Origin of the sequence: uncultured Paraglaciecola sp. (assembly GCF_937123705.1) — a bacterium.
In the GTDB taxonomy this organism is placed as follows: Bacteria; Pseudomonadota; Gammaproteobacteria; order Enterobacterales; family Alteromonadaceae; genus Paraglaciecola.
The window spans coordinates 41049-54749 of sequence record NZ_CAKZKO010000098.1 but is presented as its reverse complement, the minus strand read 5'-3'; the positions used below and the strand labels follow the sequence as shown (position 1 = coordinate 54749).

Below are 13701 nucleotides of genomic sequence, written 5' to 3'. Positions count from 1 at the left end.
GTGAATTAGGCTTTGCTGCTTGCAGTATCTGGAACAAGCGCTTCAGCCCGCTCGGCAATCACGCCCGCGGCTTGCTCTTGCAATATGTACACAATGCTTTTGCTGCGGGTATTTAACATGGCGTATAACAAGGTCATAGGAATGGCCACAACTAATCCCAATACCGTTGTGACTAATGCAGTTGAAATACCGCCAGCCATTAATTTAGGGTCGCCTGTGCCAAATAAGGTGATAGCTTGAAAGGTATTGATCATGCCGGATACGGTGCCGAGTAAGCCCATCAAAGGTGCGACTACCGATATCACTTTGATTATGCTCAGCGACCTACCTAGTTTTGGCACTTCGCCTAAAATCGCTTCGGTCAGGTGTAGTTCAAGTGCTTCGGTGTCGGCTTCTGGGTAATCGTCCTTGGCTTTCATAACACGGCCAAGGGAGTTGTTGTTTTTGAAAGTGTCTGATTTAAGTTGGCGATGCACTTTAGTACCTTCAATCATCAAAGCAATAAAGCGCCACATCGCAATCAACAAACCCACAACACCTACCGCGAGAATGATATAACCGACTGTTCCGCCTTGCTCTACCCGCTCTTTCAAACTGGGCGCTTGCACTAACAACTTAAGAATAGAGCCACCGGTTGGATCTAAACCAAACTCAATCAACTCACCTGATGATTGCTGTAAGGCAGCTGCACTTGCGCCATAACGCCCCGCAGGTTGACGCACCAACTCAGAAACCGAACCAGTTGTGCCATTATAATCGAGATATTTTCCGTCGGCGGCCAAGGCAAAAGGCCCAACACGTAACACTTGTTTACTGACTTTTTCGCCACCTGCTTCAATTACGTCTGTGGTAAAAGTGGTGACTTTGCCTGATTCGGTCATCTCTCGTTGCATCTCAAACCAAACACGCTCAATTTCTTCAATTGAGGCCAGCTTTGATGTGGTGCCCATGGACTGGGCTAAATCATCTAAAAACGCCGCTCGTCCTGGAATTTGTGCAGAAATAATCGAATTTTGAAATTTACTTTTGGTGTCGCCTGACACTTGTTGTAACACCCCAAATAACTCTTTTAATGAGCCTAAACGTTTGTTCATGGCGTCGTTTAGGTCTGCCAGTTTAAATTCGTTTTCTTCGAACTGGGTTTCCATTTTTTCTGATTTGGCCAAGGTAGCATCACGACTTTGTTTAGCTTGGCGTAACATTTGGTCTTGTTCAGAGCGTTTTGCCGTAAACTCTTGTTCGCGCTGTACATTTTGTTGATTTTGTTGAAACTGACCTTGTTCTAGTTGTTTTAACAAGGCATCTAAATCTAGGGCTTTGTCTTCTTGGGCCATCACCGAGTTTGCAACACACACCAAGCTAGTCACTAATAATATGTTTTTAAATATGTTTTTCATGTTGAACAGGCCCTTAGTCCGTTATCGCTACGGGTAGCATTAGCAGGTCTGGCGCGAGTTGTTTCTTCGCCATACGTAAACCTTTAGTCACTTGAGTACGGTAGCTCGAAGGCAGCGCTTGCCATTGACGACTTTGTTTGTCCCACGTGCCTTGCAAACTGGCATCACGAGTTTGGTAAATAAGCGCGGTACGCCCTACTCGTAAAAAATCCACATCACGCTCTTGGCCATCAATAGTATGTAAACCACTGTAGGCTTCGAGGGTACGGCCGTAGTCCATTTCCACTTGATAGGCTTCCATCACCCTGCGAAATTTTTCTGAAGGGGCGATATCGGCCCTGTCCATCATGGCTTTAAGTTCGGCGACACGATGCGTTCTTTCCTCGGCAAGAAAAGGCACATCTAGCGCAACAAACTGCTCAAGACCAGTAATCATGCGCATCATCAATGGCGATATTTGACGTTCGATAATACTCACATCATCAATAGAGGCGTTTAAATCCGCCATTTCTTGCATCTGATTATTGATTTGTTTTTGCAATTGACCGTTGTAAACGTTTAAGCCGGTTATTTCTTTATTGATGGCTTTAAATTGCTGCAGTTTGTTTGAAATCTGGTCGCTGATATGGTCGATTTTTTGTTGAGATTGCGCCGCTGAGTGGTTAATAGCCGTGGCTTTTTTAATCGCTGGCTGTAGTGTTTTTTGTTGCTGCGCAACACTATTTCCCGCCAAAATAGATAGGCCTAAAAATGTTGCAGATAACCTAGTCAGTCGTGTCATTCCTCAAACCCTAAAATTTGGCTAACAGTCATTTACTGTTATTTAAAAACTGCGAAAAGCATAAGGTGTGAATGTGACAGAAATATTGCAGATAAATGACGCTAAAATGACAAATTATCAGACAACAAAAATACTTAATAAAAACAATAAACTAGTGACGTAATTGCGTTGAAATTAGGCAGCACTAATGCGCTGCCTTGATATCAAAAAATGGCTTAGCTAAAAATCATACTTGATAGATAAGCTCACTTTTGTGCCTTTGGATTGTGAGCGTAATAGTACATCTTCGAATTCTAACGCTTTGCTCTCACCCAAGAGGTTTTGCACCTTGAAGGTCACAGTGGTATTAAAATTCGGATAATATTTATACACAGTGTCTAGTGAATGAAATGGTTGTTCGTAACTGTCATCAAACCCATCGATACCAGGAATTAAAATGCGCTCACCAAACACGTTGTATACGACAGATAACGAGTGTTCACCGTTGTCCGAGTCGTAACCTGCTTGTAAATTGGCCACGTATTGCGAATGCCCCGTTAGGCGGCGAGTTAAGTTGGTAACCGCTGCCGACAAGCCGGTTTGGTCGACAATATTCTGCCTATCTAAGGTAATTTCAGAATCACTGATGGTTAGGTTGCCGGATACAAAAATATTATCCCAAACCCCATCACCAAACGTCTCCAATCCTTGTAGAAATTCCAACTCTATGCCGTACAACTCACCGGTTTCGGCATTGGCAATTTTTATTAGCGGAGGCCCATCTTGAGCGGGAGATTGCACCGACTCAATAGGCGCGTCCATATCTTTGTAAAACAAACCGATAGATAAGTTATTGCCTGCTTCGCGATACCATTCAAAGCGTAAGTCGTAGTTAAGTATCGATGTTGTGTCGATGCCAGGTGTACCTGAGGTGGGGAAACCAGTAAGGGGATCAATAAATGTAGATGATGACACTTCGCGTAAATCAGGTCGCACAACGGTTTGCCCAACACTGGCTCTAAATTGCATGCTGTCATCTTTAATATAAGTCACCGCCAAGGCAGGGTAAAAGTCGTCTTCCTGAAAGGCCAATTGGCCTCGGTCGGCATCATCTGGTAAATCGATTTGATTGGTTCTTGGGTCAAAAGGTGCCACTACCTGTCGAAAATCTTCAAACCTTGCGCCGCCACTAAACCGCCATTTTCCTTGATAAAACAAATCGGCTTCTAAGTAGAAAGCATCAACCTTTTGCGCGGCAATATAATCATCACCAGCGATTGTAGTATCCCGCATAATAGCCGTACTGTTGAAGTTATCGGTGTTGCCCAATACTTGATCACTTAAAATCGACGAGAAAGAACTGCCCACTAAGGTGGCGTTATTCACAAAGGCTCGGGTATTAATATCAAAAGTACGGTTTTCTGAACTTCGGGTTTTAGTGAGAAAATCCCCTCCTACTTTTAATTCTATTTCCCACTCTTTAAAGGCAAGAGGATAAGTCAGGTTATAGCCATAATTTTCCAAACGGTCGTGGAGATTTTGAAAACTGTAACGAGCAGCCGTGGTCGAGTTATTTAATGCGCTTTCGGTTTGCACATCAAACACACCGTCTTGATTGGCATCGGCTAACACAAAACGCGCATCCACATTGCCCGGCGCATCACGCAGTGAGCGCCCTAGTGAATATTTCCAATCCAGTCCTGCAAAGTTAAGTGACGGGAGAGTATGCATACCGCGTATTTGGTTGGTATACATTTTTCGTTCTTCGTATTCGACTTCAATATCACGTATTCGCAACCCTTCGGCGAGATTAAGGTTTTCGGTATGTCCAAAACTTTCGCTGATTTCGTCGCTGCTATCGTTGAGTAAAATCAAACTGTAATCGACGCGATGATTACGATTAAAATCCACACCTAAATTCAGCATATTTGACCATTTCACTGTGGTTTGTGTCACCGCTATATCATCAAAAAAGCGTACAATGTTAATGGCATCGCCCACGCGGTCGGCTTGCTCTAGCTGGTATTCTTCAAAGACTGTGGTTTCATTGTCATAACTGCTGGTCCATAAAAAACCGATGCGCCAGTTGTCGTTAATATCAACACTGTTGCCAAGGGAAAAGCCAAAACCGGCATCTGGCCCAACACTTTTAGCGATGGGATCGTAATTTCGATTCACGTCGCTTAACAAAGACAAAGCCACGCTTTGCTCTAAATTGTCTAAAAACTGTTTATTATCCCAGCGTGTTTGTAATGATTGCGGCACGGCTCTAGTGCCATCGTCGCGACCTTGCCAGTCTTTATCACCACCTTGGTAAGACAAGGCATCAGCAGCGTTTTCGCTGTTGTAACCTAAATTTCCCGACATATTAAACAGGAAGTTATCAGGAATAGTTTTAAGGCGAATATCCACATTACCGCCTCCAAAAGAGGCGGGCATAGAAGGTGAAAACGCTTTTTGTACCGATAAGCTCTCGATAATATCCGACGGGAATAAATCCAAAGGGATCACATTGCGGGTGGGATCGGGGCTAGGCACAGCTGCGCCGTTTAATTGGGTACTGGAGTAACGCTCACCTAAACCGCGTACGTAGATAAATTTACCGTCGACTAAGGTTAAACCCGTTACCCGGCGCAGTGCCGAAGCGGCATCACTGTCGCCGGTTCGAGATATTTGCTCTGCCCCTAAGATATCGGCTACAAAGGCCTGATTTTTACGCTCTTCAATTACCGCTGTAGCGGTACCTTTTAGGCGTGTGCCTGTTGTGACCACTTCATCGAGCACAGCATCTTCATTTTGACTTTGTTGGGCTGTTGCCCCTTGGGTCATTGCTATTGATGCCAGCACGGCAAGGGTAAGTTGGGTAACGCGAAACCTATTTTTAGGCTTATTCATTTTAACCTCATTAGCTGCTTACCGCTTTGCAGCTATGTAACTGAACTTTGATAACCGATTGGTTGAAACACAGATGCGCTACCTTAGGTAGCGCACATGACTTCTGACTTATTTAAGTAGGCTTAATGCTTACTCTAAGCCTACTGTCCAACCAGTCGTCCAATCGTTGTCTGCATCTTTTACCGCACCGATAAAATCAACGCTGCTAAAGAAGGGGTTGATGGCATTCACATCGGTAGGGGCTGTGGCATCAAGGGTGTAAATCCCACTTAATACCGCACTTTGGTTAGCCGCCGTTGCAGTGCCTGCTTGGGCTGTAAACCAAGCTTGTTGGTCAAACGCGCCGGAGTTTTTGATATTTTCGCCACAAGCCAATACCGAACTGGCAAAGACTAATTGTGGGTCATTAGTGCTGTCCATATTGGCTTCAAGGGTAGTGTCACCGTCAGATAAATCCGCTTCAAAACACTCTCCCATTCCAGCAGGGCCCGTTACCACAAAGTTATACAATTGCGCATTAGTTTGGTCGCGTAATAACACCCCTTCAGAGTCAGTTTCGGCAGTGTCAAAGGTATTACCGATAATGGTCATGTTGGCCACAGTTGGATTTGAGAAGGCCGTACCGTCACCACCGTCACCATCACCTTCTATACCGCGGTTGGCATCTGAGTTATCGTCGGCGTGCTTCACCAACACAAATTGCATATTGCCTTTAAAACCGTTATCCCAATCAACAGAATCGTCTTGAATACCGGTTAGCACTAGGTATTTAGCGTTGACTGCACCACCAAAAAACTCCACACCGTCATCAGCATTTTTATGCACTTGTAGGTATTCGACAGTGGTACCCGAGCCTACAGCACCAAAAGTAATGCCGTTTAATTCGTTGTCTGGTGCAATTTCAAAGCCACCGTGCATCACCCGCACATAACGAAGTGTGCCAGAGTTGTCGGTGTCATCGCTGCCGCCAAATACCGCTCCTTCTTGCACCCCTTCCACTTGCAATGAACACTCTGAAGCATCTTGTGGACATTTAGTGGATTGAGCATTACCTAAAATAACCAAACCGCCCCATTGCCCTGCTTCACCATCTTCCAGCCCTGTTACCACACCAGTAGAGACATGTTGCCTAGAGGTAAAAGTAATGGGAGAGGCTGCCGTACCATTGGCTGAAATTTGTGAGCCTCGGCTGACAACAAGATAATCATTGCCTGAGCTACCGTATACCACCACGCCAGGCTCAATCGTTAAGGTTGCACTGTCGGCATTGTCGTCACCCACAAAAACAGCACCAGAAAGCGCATAATGATTGCCTTGGGTTAAGGTTAAATCTGCTGTAATACGGCCCGAAACTTGGCAAGTATTGGTTTGGCCATCAACCATAGCAATAGTGGTGGTGCCAGCGGGGCAACCAGAAACTGAGGTAACCACACCCACTTCACCGCCACCAAAACCAAATGCCCAGCCCTGACGCCAGTCATCAGCAGAGGTTGCCACAGCGCCGACAAAGGTATTGGCATCAAAGAAACCATCAACCGCAGAAGGATCGCCTCCGGCGGTTAACAGTGAGCTTTCAGTGGTTAAAGTGCCGTTTATATTCAAACCTATGTTAGAACGATCGGCATAATCCACTAACTGATTACCCGACTGGTCTGTATTAAACCAAGTGGTAAGATTGACCGCAGCATCAGGAATTTTGAAATCTTCGGCACAAGCAATGACAGAATTCGAAATGGTTAAGTCGCCATCGGTTAGGTTACCTTGCACTGTTGCATCGGTGTCCATTTCTAAACATTCACCCATACCAGCTGCACCGGTAATGAGCATATTTGAAATGTGCGCGCCTGTTTGGTCGCGCAATAACACACCTTCAGAGTCGGTTTCGTCAGTATCAAAATCGTTACCAATAATAGTAACGTTGGCAAGGGTGGGTTGTGAAAACGCTAAGCCGTCGCCACCGTCGCCATCACCTTCAATACCACGGTTAGCATCAGAGCCATCGGCCGCATGTTCAATATACACATACTGCAATTTGCCGTTGTAGCCATTATCCCAATCGACAGAGTCATCTTGAATGGACGTTAACACTAAATGTTTAGCGTTTACCGAGCCGCCAAAAAACTCTACGCCATCATCGGCGTTGGCATGTACTTGAAGATAATCAATAGTCGTACCTGAACCTACACCGCCAAAGGTGATGCCGTTAAGTTCGTTGTCTGGTGCAATTTCAAATCCAGCATATTTCACAACCACATAGTTAAGGGTGCCTGAATCATCTGCACTGTCGCTACCACCAAAAACCGCACCGCTTTCAACGCCTTCCACTTGCAACGCACAATCGGTACCGTCTTGAGGACACTTAGTAGAAGGTGCGTTACCCAAAATAATCACGCCGCCCCATTGGCCCGCGCCCACTTCATCACCCACAACGTCGTTGAAAGACGTCATGATAATAGGAGCATTGGCTGCGCCTATGGCTTCGATAGAAGAGTCACGGCTTACAACTAAATAATCACTGCCACTACGGCCAAAAATAACAGTGCCTGGCTCAATCACTAAATTTACTGATTCGGATTTGTCTTTACCTACAAACACAGCGCCTTCAAGTGCCCAAACAGTGTCGTTGGTTAAGGTAATATTACCGGCTGAGTCAGCATCTTCGGCTAACAACCGACCTGAAATTGAACGGACTGCAACCGTTTCACCTAAAGCTGCTGAGACTTGAGAAGATAAAAAAGAACTGGCTTCACCCACACGACCATCTGTGATAACCGGGGCGCCGCCACCGCTTGCACCGTCGTCATTATTAATCACACTATTATCGGTCACGCTGTTATCAATATTACCTTCAGTAATATTGATATCACCACCACAACCAGCCAAGACTAACGCCGCAGCTATTGCACTCGCTCTAAAGATGTTCATAAGTTCCATTGTGTACTCCAAATGCGCGTATTTTTAAGAATGAGAAAACGCAAAAAAGAGTAACCAAGCAGCGTGACAGTTTTGTTACATCAAATAGATGTCACAAAAGTTTAATATTGAGAATTGGATAGAGGAGCGCTTAAATGTTTAGCAAGCCAGGCTATAGCTGAAGTTTAAGGTGTGACTTGTTGATCGTTAACCTGATTTAATGGTATCTGGCCACAAAAATTATCGCGATATCAAGCACAAAGGGTTTAAAATTTATGTTCAATCCCTGCACTTAGCCAAGATTGATCTGCACTGTCGTCTAGCCCTCTGCTTGTGTACCAAGCGAATAGTTTAGTTGACTTAGCGAGTTTGTAATCAGCGCCAACAGAAAAACTGTTGTCATCTTTTAGGGTTTGAAACTGGGTTTTTAGAACAATGGAGCCCAAAGTGTAAGCGGCACTGATCATAGCGCCACTTTTTGAATTCCTCGTATCGCTTGACTCCTGATGCTGAAAAATTGCACCTAAAACAAGCTCATCAAATTTTGTTTGTAATGACAGGCGCTGGGTATCATAACCCTTTACATCAAAATCCGCCGATGCCGAAACATACCATAGGTTTTTCTTAAAGTTTTTATCGCCGTATGTAACAGAAACTGACTGGGCATCCTCTGCTGTCACTTCACCTTCGGTTATATAAGAGATCCCAAATGTTACTCCATAATAGCTTGGTGAAAAATAAGTAAGCGAGTCCGCCATGCGATTTTCGCCTTTCCACAACCCTTTTAAGTCCGCTTCATAGTCACCAAATTGATCAATCTTACCTTGAGACTGTTTCAATACAGTATCATTTCTGCCAAGAAGTACCGTTCCAAACTGCCCTTTTAGGCCAACGTACTGATTGCGAGATTTGATATTGTCTGAACCGGACTCATCGGCTAAATCCACTTCCCATTCAAAAATATAAAGCACCTCTAGTTCACTACTTAATGCAAGGTTGCCCTTAACACCCAGGCGAGACGCATTACTTTTTATGTCCAAGAAGCGCCCATCGCCTTCGTCAGTAGACTGCATAGACACATTGGCTTTACCATAAAAAGTTAATGGATCGGCTGTAACTGCTGACGCTAAACAACTTAAAAAGAAAAGAACAGTTAAATTTCTATAGGGCTTCATATACTTCATTCACATTTAATTAATCTAACCCACAGCCTTGAACTTTTAAGATCAAATTTTGATAGGGGTTGTTATTTTACAGACTAAGTACTTACCTGAGTATTATGTATCATTTTTACACGAACAGGCTCAGTATGACATTTTTGTGAAATTTTTATTACAGAAAACAAGAAAGGACGCCGCAGCGTCCTTTTCTTAAAGTACTATGGATGTGTTATTCGGCAGCGGTTTCTGGTTTCATATGAGGAAACAAGATCACGTCTTTAATGGTTGGGCTATCAGTAAACAACATCACTAAGCGGTCGATGCCTATACCCTCACCTGCTGTAGGTGGTAACCCGTATTCCAAGGCGCGAATGTAGTCTTCGTCAAAGTGCATGGCTTCGTCGTCGCCTGCGTCTTTTTCTTCTACTTGTTTACGGAATCGGGCTGCTTGATCTTCGGCATCGTTAAGCTCCGAGAATCCATTGGCTAGTTCCCGTCCACCTACAAAAAACTCAAATCTGTCGGTGATAAAGCTGTCATCATCGTTTCTACGGGCCAGCGGTGAAACTTCCCAAGGGTAAGCAGTGATAAAGGTAGGTTGGTCGAGCTTTTCTTCGGCTGTGGCTTCAAAAATCTCACATAAATATTTGCCCGCGCCCCAAATGCCATCCACTTCTGGCTCTTTAATGTGCAGTTGTTTGGCCATGGCTTTTAGCTCAGGCAAATGATTTTCAGGATCATTAATGGCAACAGCGTTAGCTTCAGGCCAATATTTGATAACGGCTTCGTTCATGGTTAAACGTGCAAATGGCTGGCCAAAATCGTAGTTCACTTCACTGATGACATTGCCTTCGGCATCTTTGGTGGTGTTTTTGATGATGGTAGTACCCAACACATCTTGGGCCACCTTACGTAACATTTCTTCGGTCAGGTTCATCAAGTCATGATAGTCCGCGTAAGACTGATAGAACTCTAACATGGTAAATTCTGGGTTGTGGCGCGTGGACAATCCTTCATTTCTAAAATTACGGTTTATTTCGAATACCCGTTCAAAGCCACCTACTACCAAACGCTTTAAGTACAACTCTGGGGCGATACGTAGATACATATCGATATCCAGTGCATTATGATGGGTGTTAAAAGGTTTAGCTGTGGCACCACCTGGGATCACCTGCAACATAGGTGTTTCCACTTCCATAAAGTTGCGTTCGGTCAAAAAATTACGAATGCCGCTCACCACTTTACTGCGGATCATAAAGGTATCGCGAGTTTGCTGGTTAGTGATCAAATCCACATAACGCTGACGATATTTGGTTTCTTGGTCAGACAAACCATGAAATTTCTCAGGTAAAGGACGCAGTGATTTAGTCAACAACTGATACTCAGCCATATTCACATATAAATCGCCTTTACCTGATTTATGCAATTCACCTTTAACGCCAATAATGTCACCAATATCCAAGCTTCCAAAACGGGCTTTGATGTCTTTTTGGGTATCTTTTGAAGCATAAGATTGAATGCGACCTGTCATGTCTTGCAATAACAAAAATGGCCCACGTTTCGCTAAAATACGACCGGCGATGCTGACCACTTTACCCAAGTCTTCTAGGGCTTGTTTTTCATGCTCACCAAAGGCTTGTTGCAAGTCTTCACTGTAATATTCACGGCGAAAGTCATTGGGGAAACCATTTGATTTGCAGTTTTCTCTAATGCTGGCAAGTTTTGCGCGGCGCTCTGCAATCAACTTATTTTCATCTTGTGTTTGTTCGGTCATCGACTTTCCTGATATCTCAATTATGTAATCTTGTTTACAACCCAGATTTTAAACTGGCTTGAATAAATTTGTCTAAATCGCCGTCTAACACGGCTTGGGTATTGCGGGTTTCTACCCCAGTGCGTAAATCCTTAATCCGTGAGTCATCTAGTACATAAGAGCGTATTTGACTGCCCCAACCAATATCGGATTTGCCGTCTTCCATGGTTTGCTTTTCTTCATTCTGCTTGAGCATTTCATGCTCATAAAGCTTGGCCTTTAATTGTTTCATAGCTTGGGCTTTATTTTTATGCTGAGAACGATCGTTTTGACACTGCACCACTATATTAGTGGGTTCGTGGGTAATACGTACCGCAGAATCGGTGCGGTTAACGTGCTGTCCACCGGCGCCCGATGCGCGATAAGTATCGATACGTAGGTCTGAGGGATCGATTTCAATCTCAATATCATCGTCTACTTCAGGGTAGGCAAAAGCAGAAGCAAAAGAGGTATGTCTGCGGCTGCCAGAGTCAAATGGCGATTTTCTGACTAACCTGTGTACGCCTGTTTCGGTGCGGATCCAGCCAAAGGCGTACTCGCCGCTAAATTTGATGGTGGCACTTTTGATACCAGCTACGTCACCGTCTGATACTTCAATTAATTCAGTTTTAAAACCGTGGGCTTCACCCCAGCGTAAATACATACGCAGCAACATATTGGCCCAATCTTGCGCTTCGGTGCCGCCCGACCCAGATTGGATATCAATATAACCGTGATTGGCGTCATTAGGACCAGAGAACATACGTCTGAATTCGAGTAACTCGAGTTTTTTGATTAATTCGGCCAATTCAGACTCGGCTTCATCAAAGGTATCTTGATCTTCGGCTTCAACGGCCAACTCGACTAACCCCTCAACGTCTTCGGTACCCAGTTCTAAAATGTCGATTGTTTCAACAACCAGCTCAAGGGCCACTTTTTCTTTACCTAAGGCTTGGGCATGCTCTGGTTTATTCCACACATCAGGGCTTTCTAATTCGCGATTAACTTCTTCTAGGCGTTCTTTCTTGTGATCGTAGTCAAAGATACCCCCGAAGCGACTCAGCACGTAGTCTTATATCTGCTAAAGCATTGTGTACTGGGTTGATTTCAAACATAAATAATTGGGCTGCACTTGAAACAAAAAGGACGGGGATTTTAGCGGGTTTTAGTGCGAAATAACAGCTCACAGTGTATAACAATCCGATAAATCATTCGATTAGGTTATACAAGTCACGGCTTAACCTAAGGTTTGAATAAGTTCTACCAACTTGGGTTTCAGGGCTTTTATTGTTGGGTTTTCACTTTGCTCTGACAAGGCCAAAATGCTGTAAATAAAGTGACGGGTATTATGCAATTTAGCCAAACCCTGGTTGGATTGATACACACTCTGCCAATTTTCATAGGGCATAGGGTCAATAACAGTTTCTAAAAAGCTAGAAAGTTCCTTGAGGGAATGTTCGCCCCGCAGCGCAATATACATAAACGGCATAGCCAAGCGTTTAGGCTCGCCATAAATATAAAAGTGTGAATTTTGCGGTGAGACTTGTGATTTAATCCCTTCCAATAATTGATTAAGTTGAGCTTTGGTTATTTTACTATTTAACGACAATTGTAAAAAAATATCGGCGGTATGTGCCACACCATGACGCCACCCTTGCTTATCATCAAATCCACGATAATCCTTGATATGACTCATATAGGAGGTTGATACTTCTATGGCTTTTTGACGTTCAGTATCTAATAAGTAAGGCGTAATACGGTCGACTCGGAGCACCTCAGACAACACCAGTGCCGCAAATGGCTGGGTAAATTTAAGCGGGTCAACACTTGGCTGTTGCAACTTATCGATTAACAATTCAAACATTGACTTAACGGTTGAGTCGCTAAGCGAGGCATTTCTTAACCAGTGACTTATTGCTTCATATACGAGACCGTCTCGTACTTTGGGATCAGGATCACCAAGGCAAGTCAGTAACCTTAACGCGGTTTGATTTCTTTGCTCAGGTGACTCGATAACAAAGTTATCTTTTTTTAATGTTTTTAAGGCAAGGGTTGTGAAATTAGCTTTACATGGGTTGGCCTGAACCATTGCAGGGATGATCCATAATAAACAACTCACTATAATTTGAAATTTCATAATACCTGCCCTGCAAACGGAAAATTAATTCTTTAACTTGGTAACTGTAGCGACTAATTGCTGACCAAGGTTTTTCAAAGCTTTTTCGGTTTTTTCATTATTGATATTGCCTTGCTCATCAAATAATTTGAATGCGCCACCTACGGCTTTTTGAGTAGGCAACACCATAGTGCCGATATTTTCTAAAAGCATACGCAGATTCACCAATACTCGCATACCACCCAAGGCACCGGGCGAGGCGGCCATAATGGCAGCTACTTTACCGCGATAGGCAACCATAGGTTTTTCGTCACCGGTTTGCCTAGACGCCCAATCGATGGCGTTTTTAAATAAGGCACTGTAGGAGCTGTTATATTCAGGTGATGAAATAAGAAAGCCGTCATGACTAATCAATAATTCTTTAAACTTTTGTGCATCAGCCGGCATGCCTTGCTGTGCTTCTAAGTCTTCATTAAAAAGTGGCATGTCAAAGTCTTCGAGATTGATGATAGTGACTTCTGCCCCTGCCTCTTGTGCCCCTTTAGCGGCAACCGCCACCACTTTTTTATTCACCGAATCTTTTCTACCACTGCCAGCAAAGGCCAAAATCTTTATCATCTTTTATATTCCACTTACTTTTTGTTTTATTTTGTCTTAAATATCGAAGC

At 44.0% G+C, this 13701-nt stretch carries 9 protein-coding genes; all 9 read right to left on the bottom strand.

All coding sequences use genetic code 11. The annotated features are described in order from the left end of the window. Window positions 1–5 precede the first annotated feature (5 nt). Window positions 6–1397 carry a MotA/TolQ/ExbB proton channel family protein gene (locus Q0688_RS13160; RefSeq protein WP_299077347.1) on the bottom strand — a complete coding sequence of 464 codons (1392 nt, stop codon included), beginning with the start codon at window positions 1395–1397 and terminating at the stop codon, window positions 6–8. Window positions 1398–1410: 13 nt separating this feature from the next. Beyond that, complete coding sequence (locus tag Q0688_RS13155; protein WP_299077344.1) at window positions 1411–2178, bottom strand: DUF3450 domain-containing protein; 768 nt, start codon at window positions 2176–2178, stop codon at window positions 1411–1413. 219 nt (window positions 2179–2397) lie between these two features. Next, the gene (locus tag Q0688_RS13150) at window positions 2398–5052 is read right to left on the bottom strand and encodes a TonB-dependent receptor (RefSeq protein ID WP_299077341.1); all 2655 of its coding nucleotides are present in this window, start codon (window positions 5050–5052) and stop codon (window positions 2398–2400) included. A 129-nt stretch (window positions 5053–5181) separates the two neighbouring features. Further along, window positions 5182–7986, bottom strand: coding sequence for a hypothetical protein (locus Q0688_RS13145; protein ID WP_299077338.1), 2805 nt, complete (start codon window positions 7984–7986; stop codon window positions 5182–5184). Window positions 7987–8231: 245 nt separating this feature from the next. Further along, window positions 8232–9140 carry a porin gene (locus tag Q0688_RS13140; protein ID WP_299077335.1) on the bottom strand — a complete coding sequence of 303 codons (909 nt, stop codon included), beginning with the start codon at window positions 9138–9140 and terminating at the stop codon, window positions 8232–8234. Window positions 9141–9354: 214 nt separating this feature from the next. After that, window positions 9355–10899, bottom strand: coding sequence for a lysine--tRNA ligase (gene lysS / locus Q0688_RS13135; protein WP_299077332.1), 1545 nt, complete (start codon window positions 10897–10899; stop codon window positions 9355–9357). A gap of 34 nt (window positions 10900–10933) precedes the next feature. Continuing rightward, window positions 10934–12032 (bottom strand): peptide chain release factor 2 gene (gene prfB / locus Q0688_RS13130; protein ID WP_299077329.1). Its coding sequence is split into 2 segments (ribosomal slippage): window positions 10934–11956 and window positions 11958–12032, totalling 1098 coding nucleotides; the frame shifts between segments, so codons are not numbered across the junction. Between the two features lie 122 nt (window positions 12033–12154). Beyond that, the gene (locus Q0688_RS13125) at window positions 12155–13054 is read right to left on the bottom strand and encodes a DUF2785 domain-containing protein (protein ID WP_299077326.1); all 900 of its coding nucleotides are present in this window, start codon (window positions 13052–13054) and stop codon (window positions 12155–12157) included. A 24-nt stretch (window positions 13055–13078) separates the two neighbouring features. Next, window positions 13079–13651, bottom strand: coding sequence for an NADPH-dependent FMN reductase (locus Q0688_RS13120; protein WP_299077324.1), 573 nt, complete (start codon window positions 13649–13651; stop codon window positions 13079–13081). Window positions 13652–13701: the final 50 nt, after the last annotated feature.